The organism is Amycolatopsis sp. NBC_00438 (assembly GCF_036026695.1).
Taxonomy (GTDB): domain Bacteria; phylum Actinomycetota; class Actinomycetes; order Mycobacteriales; family Pseudonocardiaceae; genus Amycolatopsis.
In genome coordinates this window covers 608,609-632,573 of sequence record NZ_CP107923.1, presented here as the reverse complement: position 1 = coordinate 632,573, position 23,965 = coordinate 608,609, and the positions used below count along the sequence as shown (strand labels likewise).

At 72.4% G+C, this 23,965-nt stretch carries 23 protein-coding genes; 5 read left to right on the top strand and 18 right to left on the bottom strand.

From position 1 onward, the window contains the following. Positions 1-40: 40 nt before the first annotated feature. Positions 41-499 (top strand): MarR family winged helix-turn-helix transcriptional regulator, encoded by a 459-nt coding sequence (locus tag OG494_RS03045; RefSeq protein ID WP_328451705.1) that lies wholly within the window; start codon positions 41-43, stop codon positions 497-499. Next, a complete protein-coding gene (locus OG494_RS03040; RefSeq protein ID WP_328451703.1) occupies positions 486-920 on the top strand; it encodes an OsmC family peroxiredoxin in 435 nt (144 codons plus the stop codon). Before OG494_RS03045 ends, OG494_RS03040 begins: the two co-directional genes overlap by 14 nt. A gap of 109 nt (positions 921-1,029) precedes the next feature. Here the strand turns inward: OG494_RS03040 and OG494_RS03035 are convergent, their stop codons facing one another. Beyond that, positions 1,030-1,575, bottom strand: a complete 546-nt coding sequence (locus tag OG494_RS03035) for a CGNR zinc finger domain-containing protein (RefSeq protein ID WP_328451702.1) — start codon at positions 1,573-1,575, stop codon at positions 1,030-1,032. Positions 1,576-1,652: 77 nt separating this feature from the next. Between OG494_RS03035 and OG494_RS03030 the strand changes: the two genes are divergently transcribed. Together OG494_RS03030 and OG494_RS03025 are read left to right on the top strand one after the other, a co-directional pair. Beyond that, a complete protein-coding gene (locus OG494_RS03030) occupies positions 1,653-2,828 on the top strand; it encodes an MFS transporter (protein WP_328451701.1) in 1,176 nt (391 codons plus the stop codon). 115 nt (positions 2,829-2,943) lie between these two features. After that, positions 2,944-3,927, top strand: coding sequence for a LuxR C-terminal-related transcriptional regulator (locus tag OG494_RS03025; RefSeq protein ID WP_328451700.1), 984 nt, complete (start codon positions 2,944-2,946; stop codon positions 3,925-3,927). 10 nt (positions 3,928-3,937) lie between these two features. On the opposite strand, the gene OG494_RS03020 is transcribed toward OG494_RS03025, so the two are convergent. The 17 genes from OG494_RS03020 to OG494_RS02940 all read right to left on the bottom strand — a co-directional run bounded on the left by OG494_RS03020 (position 3,938) and on the right by OG494_RS02940 (position 22,577). Next, complete coding sequence (locus OG494_RS03020; protein ID WP_328451698.1) at positions 3,938-4,762, bottom strand: NAD(P)H-binding protein; 825 nt, start codon at positions 4,760-4,762, stop codon at positions 3,938-3,940. Positions 4,763-4,866: 104 nt separating this feature from the next. Then, positions 4,867-5,697: a cell division protein FtsQ/DivIB gene (locus OG494_RS03015; RefSeq protein WP_328451696.1), complete on the bottom strand. Its 831-nt coding sequence runs from the start codon at positions 5,695-5,697 to the stop codon at positions 4,867-4,869. 4 nt (positions 5,698-5,701) lie between these two features. After that, entirely contained in the window at positions 5,702-7,099 is a 1,398-nt protein-coding gene (murC, locus tag OG494_RS03010; RefSeq protein WP_328451694.1) for a UDP-N-acetylmuramate--L-alanine ligase, read from the bottom strand. Continuing rightward, positions 7,092-8,216 (bottom strand): undecaprenyldiphospho-muramoylpentapeptide beta-N-acetylglucosaminyltransferase, encoded by a 1,125-nt coding sequence (gene murG / locus OG494_RS03005; RefSeq protein ID WP_328451692.1) that lies wholly within the window; start codon positions 8,214-8,216, stop codon positions 7,092-7,094. Before murG ends, murC begins: the two co-directional genes overlap by 8 nt. Further along, positions 8,213-9,718, bottom strand: a complete 1,506-nt coding sequence (gene ftsW / locus OG494_RS03000; protein WP_328451690.1) for a putative lipid II flippase FtsW — start codon at positions 9,716-9,718, stop codon at positions 8,213-8,215. The genes murG and ftsW overlap by 4 nt, the downstream gene beginning before the upstream one ends. Then, positions 9,705-11,111, bottom strand: coding sequence for a UDP-N-acetylmuramoyl-L-alanine--D-glutamate ligase (gene murD / locus OG494_RS02995; protein WP_328451688.1), 1,407 nt, complete (start codon positions 11,109-11,111; stop codon positions 9,705-9,707). Before murD ends, ftsW begins: the two co-directional genes overlap by 14 nt. A gap of 1 nt (position 11,112) precedes the next feature. After that, positions 11,113-12,189 (bottom strand): phospho-N-acetylmuramoyl-pentapeptide-transferase, encoded by a 1,077-nt coding sequence (mraY, locus tag OG494_RS02990; RefSeq protein ID WP_328451686.1) that lies wholly within the window; start codon positions 12,187-12,189, stop codon positions 11,113-11,115. Next, positions 12,186-13,688 carry a UDP-N-acetylmuramoyl-tripeptide--D-alanyl-D-alanine ligase gene (locus OG494_RS02985; protein WP_328451684.1) on the bottom strand — a complete coding sequence of 501 codons (1,503 nt, stop codon included), beginning with the start codon at positions 13,686-13,688 and terminating at the stop codon, positions 12,186-12,188. Before OG494_RS02985 ends, mraY begins: the two co-directional genes overlap by 4 nt. Continuing rightward, a complete protein-coding gene (locus OG494_RS02980; protein WP_328458857.1) occupies positions 13,685-15,229 on the bottom strand; it encodes a UDP-N-acetylmuramoyl-L-alanyl-D-glutamate--2,6-diaminopimelate ligase in 1,545 nt (514 codons plus the stop codon). Before OG494_RS02980 ends, OG494_RS02985 begins: the two co-directional genes overlap by 4 nt. Positions 15,230-15,477: 248 nt before the next feature. Continuing rightward, on the bottom strand, positions 15,478-17,403 hold the full coding sequence (locus OG494_RS02975; protein ID WP_328451682.1) for a peptidoglycan D,D-transpeptidase FtsI family protein: 1,926 nt from the start codon (positions 17,401-17,403) through the stop codon (positions 15,478-15,480). Next, a complete protein-coding gene (locus tag OG494_RS02970; RefSeq protein WP_328451680.1) occupies positions 17,403-18,146 on the bottom strand; it encodes a hypothetical protein in 744 nt (247 codons plus the stop codon). The genes OG494_RS02975 and OG494_RS02970 overlap by 1 nt, the downstream gene beginning before the upstream one ends. Beyond that, positions 18,143-19,096: a 16S rRNA (cytosine(1402)-N(4))-methyltransferase RsmH gene (gene rsmH, locus OG494_RS02965; RefSeq protein ID WP_328451678.1), complete on the bottom strand. Its 954-nt coding sequence runs from the start codon at positions 19,094-19,096 to the stop codon at positions 18,143-18,145. Before rsmH ends, OG494_RS02970 begins: the two co-directional genes overlap by 4 nt. A 226-nt stretch (positions 19,097-19,322) precedes the next feature. Continuing rightward, positions 19,323-19,754, bottom strand: coding sequence for a division/cell wall cluster transcriptional repressor MraZ (mraZ, locus tag OG494_RS02960; RefSeq protein ID WP_247054593.1), 432 nt, complete (start codon positions 19,752-19,754; stop codon positions 19,323-19,325). A 596-nt stretch (positions 19,755-20,350) separates the two neighbouring features. Then, positions 20,351-21,106 (bottom strand): ESX secretion-associated protein EspG, encoded by a 756-nt coding sequence (locus OG494_RS02955; RefSeq protein ID WP_328451675.1) that lies wholly within the window; start codon positions 21,104-21,106, stop codon positions 20,351-20,353. Beyond that, positions 21,103-21,606, bottom strand: coding sequence for a PPE domain-containing protein (locus OG494_RS02950; RefSeq protein ID WP_328458856.1), 504 nt, complete (start codon positions 21,604-21,606; stop codon positions 21,103-21,105). The genes OG494_RS02955 and OG494_RS02950 overlap by 4 nt, the downstream gene beginning before the upstream one ends. Positions 21,607-21,688: 82 nt before the next feature. After that, positions 21,689-22,234 (bottom strand): DUF3558 domain-containing protein, encoded by a 546-nt coding sequence (locus tag OG494_RS02945; protein ID WP_328451673.1) that lies wholly within the window; start codon positions 22,232-22,234, stop codon positions 21,689-21,691. Next, entirely contained in the window at positions 22,227-22,577 is a 351-nt protein-coding gene (locus OG494_RS02940; protein WP_328451671.1) for a hypothetical protein, read from the bottom strand. Before OG494_RS02940 ends, OG494_RS02945 begins: the two co-directional genes overlap by 8 nt. Positions 22,578-22,881: 304 nt before the next feature. On the opposite strand from OG494_RS02940, the gene OG494_RS02935 reads away from it, so the two are divergent. Then, positions 22,882-23,955: an AAA family ATPase gene (locus OG494_RS02935; protein WP_328451669.1), complete on the top strand. Its 1,074-nt coding sequence runs from the start codon at positions 22,882-22,884 to the stop codon at positions 23,953-23,955. The last annotated feature ends 10 nt before the right edge of the window (positions 23,956-23,965 follow it).

The window sequence follows — 23,965 nt, the reverse complement described above, 5'->3', positions numbered from 1 at the left end:
TACCTTGCGCACGATGTAATCGTGGGCTAGGTTTGCGGACGTGCCGGATGAGTTCCTGTTGGACGAGCAAGCCTGCTTCGCGCTGTATGCGGCGCACCGGGCGGTGACGGACACGTACCGTCCCCTGCTCGCCGAACTCGGCCTCACGTACCCGCAGTACCTGGTGCTGCTGGTGCTGTGGGAGTCCGACGACCGGCCGGTCAAGGAGATCGGCGAGCGGTTGCACCTGGACTACGGCACGCTTTCCCCGCTGCTCAAACGACTCGAGGCCAACGGACTGGTGACGCGGACACGCTTGCCCGCCGACGAACGCACCGTGGTGGTCGGCCTGACCGGGGAGGGCCGGTCGATGCGCGAGCGCGCCACCGGCGTCCCCCCGGCCATCGGCTGCGCACTGGGCCTCGAAGACACCGAGCGACGAACCCTGATCGACACCCTGCGGCGGCTGACGGCGTCGGCCGCCGCGTACCCACCTGGAGGCACAAATGCCCAGCCGTGACGCGACCACCCACTGGACCGGCGGACTGCAGAAGGGGAAGGGCGAGGTCACGCTGGACTCGTCCAACGCCGGCACGTTCTCCGTGTCGTTCCCGACCCGCGCGGGCAACCCGGACGGCCAGACGAGCCCCGAAGAGCTCATCGCCGCGGCGCACTCGTCGTGCCTCGCGATGAACCTGTCGGGCGTCCTGGAGGCCGAGAAGCTGACGGCGGACTCGATCGACGTCAGCGCGGAGGTCAACCTCGGCCCGGCCGCCGGCGGCGGCTTCGAGATCAGCGGCATCGCGATCACCCTGCGCGCGGCGCTGCCCGGCGTGAGCGCGGAGAAGTTCGCGGAGTACGCGGAGACGGCCGAGAAGACGTGCCCGGTGTCGAAGGCCCTCGCGGGCACGACGATCACCCTGGACGCGGCGCTGGTCTGAGGTTTCCCGGCTTCGCAGGTCCGTGAATGGCACATCGAGGGACTCCGAGTCCCTCGATGTGCCATTCACGGCTTTGAGCACCAGCGGGAGAACCGGGCCAGGCGACCGCTCAACGTAGCGCCTTGGCTCGATAAGTCGACTTCTTCGCCTGGTTCCCGCAGACGTCCATCGAGCACCACCGCCGCGTCCCGGGCCGGGACGTGTCCAGGAACAACGCGCCGCACCGCGCACCCGCACAGTTCCGGACCCGGGAGAACGCCGGCGACGTCACCAGATCGAGCGCGTCCCGGGCCAGCAGGGAGAACATGGCCGACACCGGATCGTCGGCGCGCCAACGGAGTTCGCCCGACGGTGCCAGCGAGGGCGCCGGGACCGGTGCGGACGCGAAGCGGTTCAGACGCTGTCGCGTCGCCGGGCGGCACGAGCCTACGCCGTCCGACACCAGTTCGTGGATCGCCTCGCGCAGCACCCGCGACTCGTGGGCCGACGCGTCCGACGGGAGCGCCTCTCCGAACTTGCCGAACTCCTCGATCCACGCGCGCAGGGAAGCGCCGTCCGGGAGTTCCTCCGTGGCCTCGGATGTGCCGCGATAGCGCAGCGTGCGCACGAAATCCAGGCACAGCCTGCCCGCGCCCGACCGGAACCGCTCTGTCATGCACGTCACCATACCTCGGGAACCGGTTTGACTGGTACCGTCCGGGAACCGATCAAGCCGGTTCCCGAGGGGTGGAGATGACCGAGACGAAGCCGCGGCAACAGGCGCCGCCCGGCTGGCTCGTGCTGCTGCTGGCCGTCTCCTGTGGACTGACGGTCGCCAACCTGTACTACGCCCAGCCGCTGCTCGCCGAGCTGCGGCACACCTTCGGCGTCGGCGAGGCCGCCGCCGGCGGGATCGTCACCGCGACGCAGATCGGGTACGCCGCGGGCATGCTCCTGCTCGTCCCGCTCGGCGACCGGCTGGAGAACCGCACGCTCGTCTCGAGCCTGCTCGCCGTCACCTGCGCGGGCCTGGTCGTCACCGGCTTCGCGCCCGGGTTCGCCGTGCTGCTGCTGGCTTCCCTGCTCGTCGGGGCGACGTCGGTGGTCGTGCAGATCCTCATCCCGTTCGCCGCCGACCTGGCCCCCGACGCCATCCGCGGGCGGATCGTCGGGCGCGTGGTGAGCGGGCTGGTGTTCGGCATCCTGCTCTCGCGCGTGGTGGCCAGCCTGCTCGCGGAGATCACCAGCTGGCGGGTGGTGTTCCTCGTGTCCGCCGTGGCGATGGCCGTGCTCGCCGTCGTGCTGCGGTTCAGCCTGCCGAAGCGGGCCCCCAAGACCGATATCGGTTACGGGCACCTGATCCGCTCGACCCTGGCGATGGCGAAGAAGCACCCCGCGCTGCGCCACCGAGCGCTCTACCAGTCGGCGATGTACGGCGCGTTCAGCGCCTTCTGGACGACGATCGCGTTCGTGCTGACCGCCCCGCCGTTCAACTACTCCCAGCTGGGCGTCGGGCTGTTCGCCCTCGCCGGGGCGGGCGGCGCGCTGATCGCCCCGCTCGCCGGGCGCTGGGCCGACCACGGGCACGGCCGCCGGCTCACCACGATCGCGTTCGTCGTCTGCGCGGCGGCCTTCGCCCTCGCCGGGTTCGGCGCGCACAGCGTCATCCTGCTGGCGATCGCCGCGATCGCGATCGACGCCTCGGTGCAGGCCACCCTCGTGGTCGGCCAGCACACGATCTACCAGCTCGACCCGTCGGCGCGCGCCCGGATCAACAGCATCTACCTGGCGACGTTCTTCGTCGGCGGCGCGATCGGCTCACAGGCCGGCTCGATCGCCTACCACCTCGGCGGCTGGACGGCGGTCACCGTCTTCGCCGGTGTGCTGCCGCTGCTCGCCCTGGCCGGGATGACCCGCACCCGGCATTGACGGAACGTCACCACAGCCGCGCATTTTCCCCCGTTCTTGTCCGCGCATGGCCGCTGTCCGGGTAAACCGAAACTGCTACCGTACGCCCTTGGGCTGCTACCCAGGGGAGCGTTCCATGACCCTCGCGGACCTCGGGCTCGACGAAACCGCCGAGCGCGCGTACCGCCATTGCTTGCGGCACAAGACTGTCACCGTCGGCGGCCTTGCCGACGCGCTGCACGTCGACCGCACGGAAGCCGGCGGGATCGTCCGCGAGCTCGTCCGGCTCGGGCTGGTGCGGCAGGACGACGCGCAGACGTTCGACGCGCGGGACCCGGCGATCGCCCTGGAGAACCTGATCTCGCTCGAGATCGCCCGGTTGGGGGAACAGATCGGCCGGATCGACGCGTGCCGGAGCCGGATCGCCTCGCTGAGCGAGGACTTCACCGCCACCGCCGCGCGCGGGACCGGGCCGGAAGTGCAGCACATCCAGGGCCTCGACCGCGTCCGGGAGAAGCTCGACGAGCTGTCGTTCTTCGCCCGCACCGAAATCATGGGCCTGCAGCCGAGCGGACCGTGGAGCCCCGAGACGATCTCGGCCGCCCGGCCGCTCGACCTCCGCTGCCTGCGCCGCGGCGTCCGGATGCGCACGGTCGTGCGGCCCGGGATCCTCGACGACGAGCGGACGAGGGCGTACCTGCTCGACCTGTGCGAGCACGGCGCGGAGATCCGCACGGCCGAGGGCACCGGGCTGCAGCGGCTGATCCTGTTCGACCGCACGGTTTTCGTCGCCCCGATCGACGCCGAGGACAGCAAACGCGGCGCCGTCGTCGTCTCCCAGCCGGAATTGGTCGCGAACATGGTGAGCCTGTTCGAACGCGTCTGGCGGCAGGCGACGCCGGTGGGCGCCGCCGACCCGACCGCGCGCGCCGGCTTGAGCACCACGGAGAAGCAGGTCCTCGCCATCCTTTGCCAGGCGGACAAGGACGAGCTCGGCGCGCGTGAGATGGGCGTGTCGGTGCGGACGTTCCGCAAGCACGTCGCCGACGTGATGGCCAAACTCGGCGCGGGCAACCGGTTCCAGACCGCGCTGCTGGCCAAGGAACGCGGCTGGATCTGAGCGGGTCCGCTCAGGCGAAGTGCTCGCGGCGCGCGGCGACCCACTCGGCGTAGGTCGTTCCCGGCCGCCCCGAGAGTTCTTCGGCGACGCCGGTCGGCACCTCCGGGTTTCGCGTGGTGGACTCGAAGCCGGTCAGCAGCCAGTCGGCGACCCTCTCCGGGACGCCGTAGCCGAGCCACCGCCCGCGCTGCTCGCCGGGAGTCAGCTCGCGGAACCGGATTTCGTTGCCCAGCACGGCCGCGAGGGTCGCGACCTGCCCGCGCAGGCTGAGCGCCTCCGGTCCACTGAGGACATAGGTGGCGCCGACGTGCCCGTCCGTGGTGAGCACCCGGGCGGCCACCGCGGCGATGTCGCCGAGGGCGATCGGGGTCTGCGTCGAGTCGCCGTAGGCCATGGCGACCTCGCCCGCGCGCACCATGCCGGCCCAGTCGAGGGTGTTGTCCATGAACGACCCGGGCCGCAGGAAGGTCCACGCGAACCCGGCCTTCCCGACCTCCGCCTCGACGACGGCGTAGGCGTTGCCGCTGGAGGCCTCGTGCCCGTCCCCGATGCTGCTGCCGGACAGCGCGACGACCCGCTCGATGCCGGCGTCGGCCGCCAGCTCGCAGAACCGCCGCACGGTCCGCGCCATGGGCGCCAGGTAGACGGCGTCGATGCCCCCGAGCGGCAGCTCGTCCGGCCTGGCCAGCGATCCGACGACCACCTCGGCCGCTTCGGGGAGCTTCGCCCGCTCGGGATCGACGGTCAGCGCGCGCACGTCCTCGCCGGCCGCCAGCAGCTCGTCCACGACCAGCCGTCCGACACTGCCGGTCGCGCCCGTCACCAGGATCGTCATGATGCCCTCCTCGTTTCCGTATGCCGTACGAGATCGTATGGCATACGGAAACTCGGGGCACCTGGTTTTCGAAGATGGCCGAGCGCCCCGATGTGGCGTTCGGGTCAGGAGGTGATGGTCGGCAGCTCGGGCGCGGCCACGTCGTAGACCTTGCCCTCTTGCGTCAGCAGCGCCGCCAGGACCTTCGCCTTGCGGTCCGTCTGCTCCGCGGTGCCCCAGCGCACGATCTTCCCGCTGGACAACGTGAACTCCACGCTCGCCGGGGTCTTCGCCGTCGCCGTGGTCACCTGCTTCAGCAGCTGCTCCGGGATCACGCCGAGGACCGCGGTGACCGCTCGGGTCACCGGATCGTCCGCCGACACCTTGGGCAGGCGAAGCTCCGGCAGGCCCGGCGGGCGGGCCGGGACCGTCTTGAAGACGACTCCGCCGCCGTCGACCAGGTGGACCCCGTCGCCTCCCGGGCCGCTGTCGAAGAACGCGATCGCCGTGCGCTCGGTCACCGTGATCTCGACCGTGCTCGGCCACGAGCGCGACACCTCGACCGTGGCGATGCCCGGCATCCCCGCCACCCGGTCGCGGATCTCGTCGGTGCTCAGCCGCAGCAGGGGCTTGTCGATCGGGACCGCCGCCGCCGCGCGGATCTGGTCGGCCGTCACCGTGCGGGAGCCGGTGACCGAGACTTCCTTCGCCCCGAGCATCGAACTGAAGAACAGCAGGTAGACGAGCGCGACCAGGGTCAGCACGCTCAGCAGCGCGACCCACCGGCGGCGGATCTCGACGCGCCGGTTGGGTCGGGCCCGCGGGCTGGGGCGGGTGGTGGCGCGGGTCCGGCGGCGTTCCTCTTCGGACCGCCGGCCCCGCCGCTCCCGGGCCAGGGCGGCGCGATCCCGCTCGTCCTCTTCGGACGGCCGCCGGCGCTGGCTGGTCGCACTCATGGCGTCAGCGCTTGTCCAGCTCGGCGAGGATCTCCGGACCCAGCTGCGTCACGTCGCCGGCGCCCATGGTGACGACCAGGTCGTGGCCCTTCACCAGCCCGGCGACCAGCTCCGCCGCGACGTCGAACGCCGGCTCGTAGTGCACCGGCACCGTCACCGCGTCCGCGATCAGTGCGCCGTTCACGCCCGGCTCCGGCTCCTCGCGCGCGCCGTAGACGTCCAGCACGACGACCTCGTCGGCCAGCGACAGCGCCTCGGCGAACTCCGCCGAGAACAGCTTGGTCCGCGAGTACAGGTGCGGCTGGAACACGACGACGACGCGGCCGGTCCCGGCCGCGGTCCGCACCGCGCGCAGCTGCGCGGCCACCTCGGTCGGGTGGTGGGCGTAGTCGTCGTAGACGCGGACGTCGCCGGAGCGGCCCTTGAACTCGAACCGGCGGCGCACGCCACCGAACGCGGCGAGCCCTTCGGCCAGACCGTCGGCCGGCGCGCCCAGCTCGAGCCCGGCGAGCAGCGCGGCGACCGCGTTGAGCGCCATGTGCTCCCCCGGCACCGCCACCCGCACCGACAGCTCGCCGCCGTCGAGGGCGAGCTTGACGACGCCGCCGTCCGGCGCCGGGGTGTAGTCGAGGATGCGGGCGTCGCCCTCGCCGGTGACCGTGCGGCCGTAGCGCCGGACGCGCACGCCCAGCTCCGCGGCCTGGTCGCCCAGGTCGTCGGCCGCGGCGTCGTCACCGCAGACGATCAGCAGCCCGCCCGGCACGATCCGGCCGACGAACTCGGTGAACACCTTGGTGTAGGCCTCGGCGGTGCCGTGGTGGTCCAGGTGGTCCGGCTCGACGTTCGTCACGACCGCGACCGACGGCGAGTAGGTCAGGAACGAGCCGTCGCTCTCGTCGGCCTCGGCGACGAAGACGCCGCCCTCACCGTGGTGGGCGTTGGCGCCGGACTCGTTGAGGTCGCCGCCGATGGCGAACGACGGGTCGAGCCGGCAGTGCTGCAACGCCACGGTGAGCATCGACGTCGTCGAAGTCTTGCCGTGCGTGCCCGCGATGCAGGCGACGCGGTGGCCTTCCATCAGCCCGGCCAGCGCCTGCGCCCGGTGCAGCACCGGGATCCCGGCGGCGCGGGCCGCGGCCAGCTCGGGGTTGGTCTCCTTGATCGCCGTCGAGACGACGACCGCGGACGGCGGCTCGGCCAGCTCGGACAGGTTCTCGGCGCGCTGGCCGATGAACAGCTCGGCGCCCTGGGCCCGCAGCGACAGCAGCGCGCGCGACTCCTTGGCGTCCGAGCCCGACACGAAAGCCCCGCGGGCCAGCAGGATCCGCGCGATCCCGGACATGCCGGCGCCGCCGATCCCGATCAGGTGCGCGCGGCGCAGTTCTTCCGGCAACTCAGGCACCTGCGGCCTCCAGAACGATCTTGGCGAGCAGTTCGTCGGCCTCGCGGTGGCCCATCCCGACCGCGGCGGCGCCCATCTTGGCGACCCGGTCGGCGTCGACGGTCAGCGGGACGACCAGCTCGGCGATCTTCGCCGCGGTGAGGTCGGCGTCCTCGACCATCAGGGCCGCGCCGGCCGTGACGGCGGGGCGGGCGTTGGTCGCCTGCTCGCCGTTGCCGTGCGGCAACGGGACGAACACCGCGGGCAGCCCGACCGCCGTCACCTCGGCGACGGTCATCGCGCCCGAGCGGCACACGGCGACGTCGGCCGCCGCGTAGGCCAGGTCCATCCGCTCCAGGTAGGGCACCGGCACGTACGCCGGCTTCCCCGGGAACTCCTGCACGACCAGGGTGTTCTTCGGGCCGTGCGCGTGCAGCACGCCGATGCCGGCGTCGGCCAGCTCCTTCGCCGCGCCGGACACCGCGCTGTTGATCGACTGCGCGCCCTGCGAGCCGCCGAACACCAGCAGCGTCGGCGCGTCCGGGTCCAGCCCGAAGTGCTCGCGGGCCTCCGCGCGCAGCGCGGCCCGGTCGAGCGACGTGATCGACCGCCGCAGCGGGATCCCGACGACCTCGGCCTTGGGCAGCGGCGTGCCGGGGACGGCGACCGCGACGCGCGCGGCGAACCGGGCGCCGACCTTGTTCGCCAGGCCCGGCGACTGGTTGGCCTCGTGCACGACGATCGGGGTGCGCCCGCGCGCGGCCAGGTAGGCGGGGAGGGCGACGTAACCACCGAAGCCGACGACGACGTCCGCGCCGACGCGCTCCAGCACCTCGCGGGTCCTGCGCACCGAGTCGCGGACCTTCAGCGGCAGCCGCAGCAGCTCCGGGGTCGGCTTGCGGGGCAGCGGGACCGGCGGGATCAGCTCGAGGGCGTACCCGCGGGCGGGGACGAGCTTGTTCTCCAGGCCGCGCTCGGTGCCGAGCGCGATCACCGTCGCGTCCGGGCGCAGCCGCATGACGGCGTCGGCCAGGGCGAGGGCGGGTTCGATGTGTCCTGCGGTGCCACCACCGGCGACCACGACCACAGGCGCCTTGCCCGCGACGGCTCGCTCGGTTCCCTTTACGGGCTTACTCACCAATGACCTCTCCGGTTCGCGGTACTCCGGGTACCACGGCTCGCTGTTGTCCGCGCGGCCCCGCGAGACGTGGCCGTGCTCGTCCGTGCCGCGCTGCGGCGCACCGGCTCGCGGACCGACTTGCGCCGTTCCTGCGCCGGGGCGGGCCGCGCCGCACGGGGCGCGGGCCTGGCCGCCTTCGCCCCGGCGCGCGCCGCCCCCTTGCGCGTGGCGGGCGGGCGGTACGGGTCGGGCGCGGGCAGCCGCAGCAGACGTCCGAATTTACCCGGCCCCTGTGTCCGCAGCGCGGCCACCGCCTCCGGTTCGTGCCGGGCGGCGTTCGCGAGCACGCCCATGATGAGCATGGTGATCACCAGCGAGGTGCCGCCGTAGGAGATCAGCGGCAGCGTGACGCCGGTGACCGGCAGCAGGCCGACGACGTAGCCGATGTTGATGCCGGCCTGCGCCACGAGGAACACGGTCAGCGTACCGGAGACGATCCGGATCCACGGGTCGATGTTGCGGGTGGCGATCCGCAGGCCCACGACGGCGACCCCGCCGAACAGGGCGAGCACGACGACGCAGCCGACCAGCCCGAGCTCCTCGCCGATCAGGGCGAAGATGAAGTCGTTCTGCACGTTCGGCAGGTAACCCCAGTTGGACGCGCCCTGGCCGAGCCCCTTGCCGAGGAACCCGCCGTCGGCGAGCGCGAGCTTGGCCTGGTTGGCCTGGAAGCCGGCGGCGCTGGTGTCGGGGTCCGGCGAGAGGAACGACATGACCCGCGCGAGGCGGTAGGGCGCGATCAGCGCCAGCACGAGGACGCCGGCGAGGCCGCCCGCGAGGATGACGCCGAACAGCCGTTTCGGCGCGCCGGCGAACCACAGCAGGGCCAGCAGCACCACGGCGAGAGTGACCGTGCCGCCCAAGTCGGGCTGCAGCATGACCAGGGCGAACATCAGCAGGGCGATCGGCACCACGGGCACCAGCAGGTGCCGCCACTGGTGGATCACGTTGTACTTGATCACCAGGATGTGCGCGCCCCAGAACGCGAGCGCGACCTTCGCGGCCTCGACCGGCTGGAAGGTGAAGTCGCCGATCCGGAACCAGCCCTGCGAGCCGTTCACGGTCGAGCCGAGCGGGGTCAGCACCAGGACCAGCAGGCCGAGGCAGGCGACCGTGGCGGTGGCCGACATCCGCCGGATCCGCTCCAGCTTGACCCGCATGCCCACCCAGAACACGACGCCGCCGAGCGCGACGAAGACCAGGTGCTTGGTGAACAGCGCGTACACGCCGCTGCCGGTCTTCGGGTCGTACGAGCCGACCGACGACGCCGAGAGCACCATGACGATGCCGATCACGGTGAGCACGCCGGTGAGGGCGAGCACGAGGTGGAAGGACGCCAGCGGGCGCGAGAGCCACGCGGTCAGCGCGGTCCGGAACGCGACGAAGCCGCTCTCCTTGCGCTCCCGGCGCGGCCGCTTCGGCGGTGGCTGCCGCTTCTTGTCCGGCTCAACTACCGTCACTCGGCGCCCCCGCTGCGTCGTCGTGGAGGACGCGCACCGCGGCGGCGAACGCGTCGCCGCGCTCGCCGTAATTGCGGAACATGTCCAACGACGCCGCGGCGGGTGCGAGCAGCACCACGTCACCTGGCCGGGCCATCGCGCTGGCCGCACTCACCGCCGCAGTCATGGGTTCATGGTCACCCGGACGGAGGCTGTTCACCGGGACATCCGGCGCGTGTCGCGCAACCGCGGCGGCGATCACGGGTGAATCCACCCCGAGTAGCACAACTCCGCGCAGCCGGCCGGCGATGCTGCTCACCAGTTCGTCCACCGAGGCGCCCTTGAGCTGGCCCCCGGCGATCCACACGATGCTCTCGTGCGCGCGCAGCGACCCGGCGGCCGCGTGCGGGTTGGTCGCCTTCGAGTCGTTGACGTACCGGATGCCGGCGACCTCGGCGACCTCCACGGCCCGGTGCGGCGCCGGCTGGTACTCGCGCAGGCCTTTCAGCACGGCTTCCGGCGTGACGCCGTGGGCGCGGGCCAGCGCGGCCGCGGCCAGCGCGTTCGAGACGTTGTGCGGGCCGGCCGGGCGGACGTCGGCGATCGTGGCCAGCTCCTCGGCGCTGACCGCCGGGTCGGCGGTGAAGGCGCGATCGACCAGCAGGTCCTCGACCAGGCCGAGCTCGCCGGCGAACGGCGTGTCCAGCCGGAACGCGACGCGGCGGGCGCTCTCCGGCGCGTGCTCGTCGGCGATCCGCTTCGACCACTCGTCGTCGGCGTTGTGCACCACGACCTTGGCGTGGGCGTACGCGCGGCCCTTGGCCGCGCCGTAGGAGTCCATCGAGCCGTGCCAGTCGATGTGGTCCTCGGCGAGGTTCAGCACCACGGCGGCGTCCGGGGAGAGGGTCGAGGACCAGTGCAGCTGGAAGCTCGACAGCTCCACGGCCAGCACCGTGTAGCCGGCCTGGACCGCGTCGAGGGCCGCGTAGCCGATGTTCCCGCAGGCCACGGCGTGCGCACCGGCGGCCCGCAGGATCGACTCGAGCATGCCCGCGGTGGTCGTCTTGCCGTTGGTGCCGGTGACGACCAGCCACGACGGCGGGTGCTCGCGCAGCTGCCCGACCCGCCAGGCCAGCTCGACGTCGCCGATCACCTCGACGCCCGCCTCGGCCGCGGCCACCAGCAGCGGCGACGTCGGGCGCCAGCCGGGGCTGGTGACGACGAGGACGACGTCGGCCGGCGGCTCGGTCAGCCCCGGAACCAGCTCGGCGCCCAGACCTTCCAGCTCGGCGAGGCGCTCGGCGTTGCCGTCGGTGACGGTGACGCGCGCGCCCAGCTCGACCAGCACGGGAACGATCGACTTGCCGGTCACACCGGCACCCGCGACCAGGACGTGACGACCGTCGATCTCCACGTCAGCCTCCGAGCTGCTCGGAGTAGAACAGGCCGAGGCCGAACATGCAGCAGATCGCCGACAACAGCCAGAACCGGATGATCACCGTGGTTTCGGCCCACCCGGCGAGTTCGAAGTGGTGGTGGAACGGGGCCATCCGGAACAGCCTTCGCCGGGTGGTCCGGAACACCGCGATCTGCGCGACCACCGAGATCATCTCGACCATGAACAGACCGCCGATGACGATGGCGAGCAGCTCGGTGCGGGTGGTCATCGACAGCCCGGCGACCAGGCCGCCCAAGGCCAGCGAGCCGGTGTCGCCCATGAAGATCTTCGCCGGGGCCGCGTTCCACCAGAGGAACCCGACACACGCGCCGGCCGCCGCGGCGGCCACCACCGCCAGGTCCAGTGGATCCCGGACGTAGTAACAGGATTGGGCCGGCCCGTTCGCGCAGGACAGCCGCTCCTGCCAGAACGAGATGACCACGTAGGTGGCCAGCACCATCGCCGCCGCGCCGCCGGCCAGGCCGTCGAGGCCGTCGGTGAAGTTCACCGCGTTCGACCAGCCGGAGATCACGATGTAGCAGAAGATCACGAAGATGATCGACGGGAACGTGATCAGCGCGAGGTCACGGGCGTAGGAGAGGCTCTCCGACGCCGGCGTGATGCCCTGCTCGTTCGGGAAGTTCAGCGCCAGCACCGCGAACGCGATGGTGACCACCAGCTGGCCGACCAGCTTCGCGGTCTTGTTCAGCCCGAGGTTGCGCTGCTTGCGGATCTTGATGAAGTCGTCGAGGAACCCGACGATGCCCAGGCCCACCGCGAGCATCAGCACGAGCAGCCCGGAGACCGTCGGCGCGCCGCTGCGGGAGTTGAACATCCAGTTGATCAGGTGCGCGGCGAAGTACCCGACGACCATCGCGACGATGATCGCGACACCGCCCATGGTCGGGGTACCGCGCTTGGACTTGTGTCCCTGGGGGCCTTCCTCGCGGATCTCCTGCCCGAAGCCCTGCCGGGAGAAGACCCGGATGAGGTAGGGCGTGAGCATGATGGAGACCAGCAGGCCCGCAGCGGCCGCGATCAGGATGCTGATCACGCGTCACCACCGTTCGAGCGTGTTTCGGAATTGTCGGTTTCCCGGGGTTCGAGCAGGGCTTCGGCGACACGCCAGAGACCGGCGGCTTTGGAGGCCTTGACCAGCACCACGTCCCCGGGACGGAGCTGATCATGCAGCAGGGCGGCGGCGGCCCCGACGTCGGGTACCAGGATCGCTTCCTCGCCCCAGGAACCCTCCTGGGTGGCTCCCTGGTGCATGGCCGCGGCCTCGGGACCGATCACGACGAGCTTGGCGATGTTGAGCCGCACGACCAGCCGGCCGATCTCGTCGTGCGCCGTGACGGCGTCCGCGCCGAGCTCGCCCATCACGCCGAGCACGGCCCAGGACCGGCGGCCGGTCTCGCGCGTCATCGCCGCCAGGGCCTTCAGGCCGGCCCGCATCGACTCGGGGTTGGCGTTGAAGGAGTCGTTGAGGATCGTGACGCCGTCGGCGCGGGTGACGACCTCCATGCGCCGCGCGGACCGCCGTTCGAGCGACGACAGCCGCGTGGCGATCTCGGCCGGGGTCGAGCCCAGCTCGAGGGCGACCGCCGCGGCGGACAGCGCGTTGCCGACGTGGTGCTCGCCGTGCAGCGGCAGCGTGACGTCGGCGTCGCCGGCCGGGGTGACCAGCCGGAAGGACGCACGGGCCTGGTCGTCGAGGGTGATGCCCTCGGCGCGGACCTGGGCGGACGCGGTCTCGCCGACGAACACCACACGGGCCTTCGTCCGGCTCGCCATGGCCGCGACCAGCGGGTCGTCGAGGTTGAGGATCGCGACGCCGTCCTCGGGCAGCGCCTCGACCAGCTCGCCCTTGGTCTTCGCGATGCCTTCGCGGGAGCCGAACTCGCCGACGTGCGCGGTACCGACGTTGAGCACCACGCCGATCTTCGGCGGGGCGATCTCGGCGAGGTGGGCGATGTGGCCCGGCCCGCGCGCGGACAGCTCCAGCACCAGGTGCCGGGTCTGCGCGTCGGCCCGCAGCGCGGTCCACGGGTGACCCAGCTCGTTGTTGAACGACCCGGGCGGCGCGACCGTCGGGCCGAGCGGCTCGAGCAGCTGCGCGATGACGTCCTTCGTGGACGTCTTGCCCGACGAGCCGGTGACGCCGACGACGGTCAGGGACCCTTCGGCCAGCCGCCGGACGACGTAGCGGGCCAGCTTCGCGAGGGCGGCGAGCACCGCGGCGCCGGAGCCGTCCTGGTCGCCGGTCAGCGCGACCGACCGCTCGTGGGCCTCCCCCTCCCCCAGTGGAGGCACGACGATCGCGGGCGCGTCGACCTCCCGGGCGGCCAGCACGGCGACGGCACCGGACTCGACGGCCTTCGCCGCGAAGTCGTGGCCGTCGACCTTCTCCCCCGGCAGGGCGACGAACAGGCCGCCGGGGACGAGCTGCCGGGTGTCGAACTCCACGCTGCCGGTCACCTGGGCGCCCGGGTCGGCGCGGTGCAGCCGGCCGCCGACGACGTCGGCGATCTCGGCCAGGCTGAGCACGATCACACACTCACCTCGAGTTTGTTGCGGATGGCCGCGGCCAGCTCGTCGCGGTCGGAGAACGGGTGCACGACGCCGCCGGCCTCCTGGCCGGTCTCGTGCCCCTTGCCGGCGAGGAAAACGATGTCGCCCGGTCCGGCGAGCGCTACGGCGCGCGCGATGGCCTCGCGGCGGTCGCCGATCTCGACGATCTCGCCGCCCTCGGCCGGTCCGACGCCGCGGGCGCCGGCCAGCATCGCGGCGCGGATGGCCGCGGGGTCCTCGGAGCGCGGGTTGTCGTCGGTGACGATCAGGACGTCGCTGCGGCGGGCCGCCGCCTCGCCCATCATCGGGCGCTTCGCGGTGTCCCGGTCGCCGCCGCAGCCGAGCACGGTGATGATCCGGCCGTCGGTGCGGGCGCGCAGCGCGTCGAGGCCCTGCGCGACGGCGGCGGGCTTGTGGGCGTAGTCGACGACGGCGGTGAACTCCTGGCCGACGTGGACGCGCTCCATCCGGCCCGGCACCTGCACCCGCGCGAGCCCGGCGACGATGTGCTCCAGGCTCACCCCGGCGGTGCTCAGGATCGCCGCGGCGAGCACGGCGTTGGCGACGTTGAACTCACCCGGCAGCGGGATCCGGGCGGGCGCGGACACGCCGTCCGGGCCGTGCAGGGTGAACGTCTGCTCGCCGTGCGGGGTGGCCTCCAGGTCGGTGGCCTTCCAGACGGCCTCGGTCCCCGGGTCCGTGGTGACGGTGATCGTCTGCGGCGTGAGCAGCGCCTGCCCCCACGCGCTGTCGACCACGACGACCTCGGTGGTCGAGCGGCCGTCGAACAGCAGCGCCTTCGCGGCGAAGTACTCCTGCATGTCCTTGTGGAAGTCCAGGTGGTCCTGGGAGAGGTTGGTGAACGCGCCGACGGTGAACCGGGTGCCGTTGGCCCGGCCGAGCGCGAGCGCGTGGCTGGAGACCTCCATCGCCACGTGCGTCACGCCGCGCTCCAGCATCACCGCGAGCAGCGCCTGCAGGTCCGGGGCCTCCGGCGTGGTGAACCCGCTGACCAGCCGTTCGCCGGCGATCCGGGTCTCGACCGTGCCGATCATGCCGGTGGTCAGCCCGGCGGCCTCGAGCCCGGCGTCGACCAGGTAGGACGTCGTGGTCTTGCCGGAGGTGCCGGTGACGCCGAGCACGGACAGCCGCAGCGACGGCTCGCCGTAGATCCAGGCGGCGATCTCGCCGAGGGCGGCGCGCGGGTCGGCGTGCACCAGGATCGGGACGCCGGCGTCGCGCAACGCGGGGCGCTCGGCGCCCGCGGCGTCGGTGAGGACCGCGACGGCCCCGGCGGCGACGGCCTGGTCGCTGAAGTCGGCGCCGTGCGCGCGGGCGCCGGGCAGCGCGGCGAACAGGTCGCCGGGCAGCACGTGCTGGGCCCGCAGGGTGGCGCCGGTGACCGTGAGGTCGGCGGCGTCGGGCGAGTCGGCGATCAGGCGGGCGTCCGCCCTGGCGAGCAGCGTCGCCAGCGGGACCGGGACGATGCGCGCCGGGCGCGGCGGTGCGGGGACCGCTTTCACCGGGCTTTCCGGCACCGGGGAACTGGACGAGGACACGGACACGGCCAAGAGGCTACCGGCGGCCGGTTCGGGGGCCCTCACGCGGTACGGCGATTGCGTGCGCACCCGGCACATGTGCTAAACGCGCCGGCAGACCCTCTTGCGGCGCAAGGCTTTCCCCGCCGCGTTCGGCCGAAGTGGACGGTGAGCACGGAAAAGCCCCCTCACCGGAGTGAGGGGGCTTTCACGGACTGTGCTCGTGGTTCGGCTCACGGTTGGATGAGCGGGACCTCCGGCGCCGGGCCGTCGGACAGCGGGATCTGGAACCGCTGCGTCAGGTACGACGCGATCGTGTGGAACAGCGGCGCGGCGGAGTGGCCCACCGGCAGCGTGGTGTCCGGCGCGTCCAGCCGGATGCCGACGACGAACCGCGGGTGGTCGGCGGGCAGGATGCCGGCGAAGGTGATGTTGTAGAGGTGGTCGCTGTAGGCCTTCGTCCGCGGGTCGACCTGCTGGCCGGTGCCCGTCTTGCCGGAGATCTGGTAGCCCTCGACCGCCGCCGTCGGCGCGGTGCCCTTCTGCAGGCCCTTGCCGTTCTGCGCGACCGCGCGCATCATGTCGCGCACCGTCTTCGCCGTCGGCGCGGGCACCACCTGCGTCGTCCGCGGCGCCGGTTCGGGCACGGTGGTGCCGTCCGGGTTCACCTTCGCCTTGACGATCCGCGGCTCGACGCGCAGGCCGTCGTTCGCGATCGCCTGGTACATCCCGGCCATCTGCAGCACGGTCATCGACAGACCCTGCCCGATCGGCAGGTTGCCGAACGTGGTCGCCGACCACTGGCTCTGCGCCGGCACCACGCCCGCGCTCTCGCCGGGCAGGCCGACGCCGGTGCGCTGGCCGAGCCCGAACTTCTTGAGCAGGTCCGAGTAGCGGTCCGGGCCGATCTTCTGCGCCAGCAGCAGCGTGCCGATGTTGGAGGACTTGGCGAAGATGCCCGCGGTGGTGAAGTTCTGCGTGCCGTGGGTCCAGGCGTCGTGCACCGTCTTGTCGGCGACCTGCAGCGCGCCGGGCACCGCGATGGTCGACTCCGGCGTCGCGACGCCGTAGTCGATCGCCCCGGTGGCGGTGACGATCTTGTTCACCGAGCCGGGTTCGAACGGCGTGGTGACCGCGGGGTTGGCCAGGTCGTCGGTCGTCCACGTCGACTGGTCGTTGGGGTCGAACGACTTGTCGTTGGCCAGCGCGTAGACCTCGCCGGTCTTCGCGTCCATGACCACGGCCTGCCCGCCCTTGGCGTGCGACTGCTGGACGTAGTCCGTCAGCTGCCGCTGCACCTCGTACTGCAGGTCGGAGTCGATGGTCAGCTCGAGGTCCGAGCCCGGGACGGCGGCCTGCAGGTCGCGCTCGGTGCCCGGGATGACGACGTTGTCGCTGCCGTTCTTGGTGTTGACCAGCATCCGCCCCGGCGTACCCGCCAGGTCGTTGTCGCGGACCAGCTCCAGCCCGACCAGTCCGTGCAGGTTGTGCTTGGAGACGTCCGGGTCGTCGGAGCGCCAGTTCGCGGCGCCGACGATGTTGGAGGCGAGGCTGCCGCCCGGGTACTCGCGCAGCGCGCGCTTCTCGACGCCGATCCAGGGGAACTGCTTGACGATGTCGGCGGCGACCGACGGCTCGACGTTGTTCTCCAGGTAGGTGAAGGACGCCTGCTTGTGGAACAGGTCCAGCAGCTGCTGCTCGGTGAGCTGGCTCGGCACCTTCGCGGCGATGTACTTCGCGGCCGCGGCGGTCTCGGTGTCGAACGTCTTCTTCGTGGCGGGGGTCTTCGCGGCCAGGTCGTCCATGCTCTTGTGGAACGCCTTGAGGTTCACCGACAGCGTGCGGACCTCGACGCTGAACGCCAGCTTGGCGCCGTTGCGGTCCACAATGGACCCGCGCTGGGCCGGGATGTCGATGGTCTGGGTGCGCTGCTTCTCCGCGGCCAGCGACAGTTCGCCGGCCTCGAACCACTGCACCTGCACCAGTTTCGCGCCCGCGACGACGAGCACGGCGACCAGGATCAGGCGCACCGCGGAGAACCGGCTGCGGTGACCGCCGTTGCCCCGGCTCGCGGCCGCGCTGCGAGTCCCGGCCGCGTAGGTCCGCCGCGCGCTGCCCGCGTTGCGCGCCCGGGCCTGGCCCCCTCTGCTCGCCGCCATCACTGGCCCCCGGGCTGCGCCGGCGGCGGTGCGGGCTGCTCTTCGGCCGGCACCGCGGGCTGGTCGCCCTCGATCGGCGCGCCCTGCTGCGACTGCGTGCCCGCGGCGGGGGCGGCCGGCGGCGCGGCCGGCACCGCCGGGGTGTCCGCCTTGGCCTTCTTGGGCTCGCCGACCAGCGACGTCTTCCCGTCGGGCCCGACGAGGATCCGCGCCGGGTCGCCACCGGGCACCATGCCCAGCTGCTGGGCCGCGGGCGCGAGCGACGCGGGCGACTCGGCCTTGGCGACGTCGCGCTGCAGCTGTTCCTTGGTCTCCGCCAGGTTCGAGTTCGTCGTGCGCAGCTGCTCGAGGCGGTAGGAGTCGGCGATCGCCTGCGTGGTCAGCCACAGCGTGGTCGCCACGCCGGCGGCCAGCAGCGCCATCATCAGCAGCACGAACGACGCGCGCGACTTGGGCAGCCGCAGCTTCAGCTTGAGCTTCGGCGCCTCCGGCACCCGCTCCCGCTGTGCCTTCGGCGCGGGCCGCGGCTCGCGCTCCTTCAGCAGGTCGGCGCGCTGGGCGCGGCGGGCGTAGGCGCGTTCGGCCGCGGACGTCCGCCCGCGCGACGCGCGCCGGGGCGCGGCCTGGCCCGGTTCCTGGGTCTGCGGCTCGGTTTCCACCTCGACGGTGGTCCCGCGCGCGACACTACTGTCACGCTTGCGCGTCGCGGGCCCGCCGGCCCGGCGCTTCGTGGGAGCGGTCATCGCGGCTCTCCGATCCTCTCGGCGGCCCGCAACCGCACCGAAGCGGCGCGCGGGTTGTGTTCGGTCTCCTCTTCGCCGGCCTTTTCGGCCCCTCGGGTCAGGAGCTTCAGCTCCGGTCCGTGCCCCGGCAGCTCCACGGGAAGTCCTTCCGGCGTGCGGGACTTCGCGAGTTCGGCCAGGGCCTGCTTGACCAGCCGGTCTTCCAGCGACTGGTAGGACTCGACGACGATCCGGCCACCGACGGCGAGCGCGCGCAACGCGGCGGGCATGGCCCGGCGCAGCACTTCGAGCTCGCCGTTGACCTCGATCCGCAGCGCCTGGAACGTCCGCTTGGCCGGGTGCCCGCCGGTGCGCCGGCTCGCCGCCGGGACGGCGTCGTAGAGCAGCTCGACCAGGCGCCCGCTCATCGTGAACGGCTCCTTCTCCCGCGCGTTCACCACCGCCCGGACGATCCGCTGCGCGAACCGCTCTTCGCCGTAGTCGCGCAGGATCCGGATCAGCTCGCCCGGGGTGTAGGTGTTGAGGACGTCGGCGGCGGTGAACCCGGTCGTCGGGTCCATCCGCATGTCGAGCGGCGCGTCCTTCGAGTAGGCGAACCCGCGCTCGGCGCGGTCCAGCTGCATCGAAGAGACGCCGAGGTCGAACAGGATGCCGTCCACACGGGACAGTCCCAGCCCGGCCAGTGCCTCGGGGAGCTCGTCGTAGATCGTGTGCACGAAGCTGACGCGATCGCCGTGGCGGGCCAGGCGTTCGGCGGAGCGCTCCAGCGCGGCGGGGTCGCGGTCGAGGGCGACCAGGCGCAGGCGCGGGAAGGCTTCGAGGATGGCGTCGGAGTGCCCGCCGAGCCCGACGGTCGCGTCCACGAGGGTCGCGTCGCGGTCGGCGAACACGGGAGCGAACAGCTCGACGATGCGCTCGAGCAGCACCGGGACGTGCTCGGGTGCCGTCATGTTCCCTCCCCCTTTCTCGGTGCCCGTTTTCCGTGGGCGACTCGGGGGAAATGCAGCGGATGCCGTCAGGTCCCTGTCCGCCCGCTGCTGACCTGGTACCGGGGAAGGTGCACCAGGGCCATTGAGCGGACAGAGGCCTCACGGCATCCGGGTGGGCGTCTCCACGGTGCGCGGGCGGTGGCGTACCCCCGTCCCCCGACGACGTGGGTGCACCGCGACCACGCGCCTAGAAGACGCCCGGCAGTACTTCCTCTCGAGCCTTCGCGTAGCTGTCTTCGTGTTCCTCCAGGTAGCCCTGCCACGCTTCGGCGTCCCAGATCTCCAGCCTGGTGATCGCCCCGATCACCACGCATTCCTTGCTGAGCCCCGCGTAGCGGCGGAGCTCGGGCGCGATGCTGATGCGCCCCTGCCCGTCAGGGCGTTGCTCGTCCGTCCCGGCGAACAGGTAGCGCTGGTAGGCCCGGACGGCCTCGTTCGTGAACGGGGCCTCGGCGACCTTGCGCGCCATCTGCTCGAACTCGGCGCGGGGGAAGACGAAAAGACAGTGGTCCTGCCCCTTCGTGAGCATCAGCCCGCCGGCCAAGGCGTCGCGGAACTTCGCGGGCAGCGCGAGCCGCCCTTTGTCGTCCAGCTTCGGGGTGTGGGTGCCGAGGAACACGGCCTCCACCTCCCTACCGCATCCGGTGGCGGACCACTGGCTGCGGCTCCGGGGCTTCCCTTCCGCCCCACTGGCCACCACCGTACCCCACTTTTCACCACAGTCAACGCGACAAAACCGCGTCTCACTCCGTCGTGTCACGCGTTTGTGCAGGTCAGCAGGGTGGGTCCAGGTGGGGGGCGGTGTGGGGCGCCGTGGCCAAGATCCCCCGCCGTGGTGGACCAAAGCAACCTCAGCTGTCCCCGAAACGTCCGCATAACGGCCGCGAAAGAACCGATACCCCCTTCCGTGGGGCTCGGTGGGGACACGGGTGGGGCCCGGTGGGGATCCGGGTGGGGTCCGGCGGGGACGCGGGTGGCGCGAAGTGGGGAACCCGGGTGACCAGCACACCGAGGTGCCGGAACCCGGATCGGCGTGATCGAAGGGTCAGCACGCGTGACTGGAACGCCAACTCACGTGATCGGGGGGTCGACACGCCGTCCGCCGCCGTGTCGACCCCCCGATCACCCGTGCTGACTCTTCGATCACGCGTGCCGGCTCCCGGATCACGGGGACTGCCCGTCCGGCCACGGTTCGTGCCCCTTCGGGCACCCGGGTCAGGCTTCGGGGGTGACCAGGGTGGCGACGCGGGACGCGAGGCGGGCGCTGTCGACCGGGGTGACGGTCACCCAGTCCTGCCCGCCGCGGCCCGCGGTCTTCGTCGCGCAGTACGCGCCGACGTCGGTGTCGAACCACGTCAAACCGCCCGTGCGCTCGACCCGGCCCGACGCGGCCCGGCGGCTGACGCTGAACTGGCCCGCCGCGTACACCGGACGCGCCTGGATCGCCAGTACTTCCCGCAACTGGGCCGACGACGCCGCCGACCGCGCGCCGCGCTCGGCGAACACCGGGTCGTCGACGTCGGAGGCGAGCGCGGCCGCGGCGAGGCTGACGCCGTAACCCGGGCCCGCCGTCAGCTCCGGCAGGACATCGACGATCGCCGTGCACAGCTCGCTTTCGCGGATGCCGTCCAGGCTGATGGTCTGCTCCGGCTGGACGGCCAGCACGCCGCGGCGGCCGCGGACCGCCGTCACCGCGCGGAAGGGCACCTCCGCCGTCATGTCGGCCAGGGCCTCGCACGCGACGAACACCTCCCCCGCCGCGAGCAGCTCCAGCCGGTGCGCCAGCGCGGGTTCCAGCCGCGACCCGTCGTAGAGCCCGCGCCCGGCGAGGTTCTCGTACACGGCCTTGCGCACCTCGTCGCGCTCCTCGTCGGTGCCGCCGACGCTGCGCACGCTGAGCGGCTCCGGCGGCCGGTCGTGGCCGAGGTCCGTCCAGAGGATGTCGAACGCCGACGCGGAGACGCGGATCAAGCCTGCCCCAGCGCCGGCGGGGCCGCGAACGTCTCGGCCGGGACGTGACCGTGCAGGGCCGCGTCCCGGGTCCGGAGGACGTCGATCGCCTTCTGCCGCGCGGCTTCCGCCTCGGCGCGGCGGGCCTCCATCTCGTCGGCCAGCCCGGCGAGCACCAGGATGTCGCCCGCGCCGGCGGCGTCGCGGATCATCGCCGCCGGGTCGTAGGTCACCGGCGGCGGCATGTCGGCCCGGGCCCGCGCGGCCGCATCGGCCTGCGCGCCGACGGCGGTGCCGACCGACGCCGACACCGCGGCGGAGTGCGAAAGCCACTGCGCGGCCCGGCCGAGCGACGCGCGCGCCGCGTCACCGCCCGGCCCCTGCCAGGTCTCGTGCGTGCCGGCGATCAGCGCGGCCAGGTCGGCGGTCGACTCGTGCAGCCGCTTCGCGAGCCCGTCCCAGCGGGCACCCGTCTCCCCCGCGGCGACCGGGTCGTTGTCCCGCTCGACCTCGGCGGCCATCGCCTCGTGGCTGTAGGACTCGTACCTCGCGGCGGGGACGGGGGGTTCGGCGTCGGGCACAGCGCACCTTCCGGTCGTCGGGTCAGGGCAGCTTGGGTTCGACCAGCCCGGCCACCGTGCCCGCGCGGCGGCACGCCAGCGCGGTGTCGGTGAAGCCGGAGTTGCTGACGTCGACCTGGACGCTGCCGGAGTCCCCCACCCCGAGCAGCACGGCGCAGGTGCCGTCGGCGGCCTTCTTGTCCGAGACGCGCAGCGCCGGGTGGGCGCCCACCGTCGTCTTGGTGGCCGTCTTCTTCGCGACCGCGAGGTCGGCCAGGCCGGTGCGCTCGTCGAGGGTCACGGTGACGCCGAAGCTCGCGGGCACGGTCCAGTCGCACGCCCGCGCGCCGGCGATGTCCTTGGGTTTGCCGAGCACGCTCACCCCGGCGCTCGAGCGGTCCGCCGGCGAGAGCAGCGTGCACGGGTCGAGCGCGGCCAGCGTGCCGGGCTCGGCCGGGGGCCGCGACGTCGAAGGGGCCACAGTCGAGGCGTTGCCCGCGACGGCCGGCAGCGCGGGTTGCTGTCCGCAGGCCGCGAGCAGCAGCACGGCCGGGACCCACAGATACTTCTTGTGCACGCCCTCAGCCACCCGTGCAGTCCACGCCGTCCGCCGCCGTCTCGTCGGCGTGCTGGTACTTCGCCAGCGCCTGGCCGATCCGGTGCTTGAGCGTCTCGAGCTCCTTGCCGAACGCGGTCAGCTGCTGCACGGCCGAGCCCTGCCCGCCGATGCCGTACTCGGCCATGAACTTGCCGATCTCCCCGGCGTACCCGCCGCCCAGCGGCACGCTCCGGCCGAGCACCTTGGCCTCGCGGACCATCTCGCCCACGACGTCCTGCAGCTGGCCGAGCTTCGCGTAGGCGTCCGTGGCCAGTTCGGGCGCGACCGCGAACCCGCGCACGTCGTACGGCGGCTGCGTCCGGACCTCGCTCATAAGCGGTTACGCCTCTCAGTGACGGAGCGACCTCGAATCGCAGCATACGACAGTGCGGGGTGTCAGCGGGAGCGCCCAGAATCGGGTGACAGAACACCCGATCGGGGTATCGTCCCTGCTTGCGCAGTGTCATCGACCGCCGTTGCGGGCGTCAGGCTCAGGGGCTTCGCGGGGTTCCGCCCTCCGGTTCGCCCGGGTTTGACACACTGGATGGAAGGCTGGTCGCTGCGCGGACAGCAGCCAGGGGGCCGATCGGCCCGGCTGTGCGCACTCCGCGCCCAGCCATGCGCCACCAGGAGGTCGAGTGACGTCGAGAATCCAGTCTGCGACGCCCGGATCGGGCGAGCAGGCATCCGGGCGGACGCCTTATCCGGCGGACGCCTCGGGCAACGGCCGGGCGAACGCCCGGCCGGGCAGAGTGTCGCTGGACGAACTGCACGAGGTCGCCCGGCGGATCGCCGCCAACATCGAGCGGGTGCTGGTCGGCAAACCCGACGTCATCCGGATCGCCCTGGTCACCCTGCTCGCCGAGGGCCACCTGCTGGTCGAGGACGTGCCCGGCGTCGGCAAGACGTCGCTGGCCAAGGCCCTCGCGCGGTCCATCGACTGCACGGTCAGCCGCATCCAGTTCACCCCGGACCTGCTGCCGAGCGACGTCACCGGCGTCTCCATCTACAACCGCCAGTCCGGCGAGTTCGACTTCCGCCCCGGCCCGGTGTTCGCCAACATCGTGGTGGGCGACGAGATCAACCGCGCCTCGCCGAAGACGCAGTCGGCGCTGCTCGAGTGCATGGAAGAGCACCAGGTCACCGTCGACACCTCGACCTACAAGCTCGAAGAGCCGTTCATGGTGATCGCGACGCAGAACCCGATCGAGATGGAAGGCACGTACGCGCTGCCCGAAGCCCAGCGCGACCGCTTCACCGCGCGGGTCTCCATCGGCTACCCCGACCAGCAGGCCGAGCTGGCCATGGTCGACGAGCACGCCGGGCACAACCCGATCGAGGACCTGCAGCCGGTTTCCGACGGCGAGACCGTGCACCGGCTGATCGAGACGGTCCGCGGCGTGCACCTGGCCCCCGAGGTCCGCCGCTACGCGGTCGACCTCGTCGCGACGACCCGGCAGCTGCCGGAGATCCGGCTCGGGGCGTCCCCGCGCGCGACGCTGCACCTGGTCCGCGCGGCGCGCGCCCAGGCGGCGCTGTCCGGGCGCGACTACGTCGTCCCGGACGACCTGCACACCGTCGCGGTCCCGGTGCTGGCCCACCGCCTGATGCTCACCACCGAGGCCCACGCGGCCCGCCGCTCGGCGACCGACGTCGTGCGGGCGGTCCTGCACCGCGTCCCGGTGCCCCAGGGCACCGGCCCGCGCCAGTAGTCCCCACGGC

Excerpts from the sequence above, each read along its gene's own strand:
- rsmH (WP_328451678.1), bottom strand. The coding sequence starts at position 19,096 with ATGACGGCACCCGAGCACGTCCCGGTGCTGCTCGAGCGCATCGTCGAG.
- OG494_RS03020 (WP_328451698.1), bottom strand. The coding sequence starts at position 4,762 with ATGACGATCCTGGTGACGGGCGCGACCGGCAGTGTCGGACGGCTGGTC.
- OG494_RS03025 (WP_328451700.1), top strand. The coding sequence starts at position 2,944 with ATGACCCTCGCGGACCTCGGGCTCGACGAAACCGCCGAGCGCGCGTAC.
- OG494_RS03015 (WP_328451696.1), bottom strand. The coding sequence starts at position 5,697 with ATGAGTGCGACCAGCCAGCGCCGGCGGCCGTCCGAAGAGGACGAGCGG.
- OG494_RS02950 (WP_328458856.1), bottom strand. The coding sequence starts at position 21,606 with ATGGCCGCCGAGGTCGAGCGGGACAACGACCCGGTCGCCGCGGGGGAG.
- OG494_RS03035 (WP_328451702.1), bottom strand. The coding sequence starts at position 1,575 with ATGACAGAGCGGTTCCGGTCGGGCGCGGGCAGGCTGTGCCTGGATTTC.
- OG494_RS02975 (WP_328451682.1), bottom strand. The coding sequence starts at position 17,403 with ATGGCGGCGAGCAGAGGGGGCCAGGCCCGGGCGCGCAACGCGGGCAGC.
- OG494_RS03030 (WP_328451701.1), top strand. The coding sequence starts at position 1,653 with ATGACCGAGACGAAGCCGCGGCAACAGGCGCCGCCCGGCTGGCTCGTG.
- OG494_RS02940 (WP_328451671.1), bottom strand. The coding sequence starts at position 22,577 with ATGAGCGAGGTCCGGACGCAGCCGCCGTACGACGTGCGCGGGTTCGCG.
- OG494_RS02970 (WP_328451680.1), bottom strand. The coding sequence starts at position 18,146 with ATGACCGCTCCCACGAAGCGCCGGGCCGGCGGGCCCGCGACGCGCAAG.
- OG494_RS03040 (WP_328451703.1), top strand. The coding sequence starts at position 486 with ATGCCCAGCCGTGACGCGACCACCCACTGGACCGGCGGACTGCAGAAG.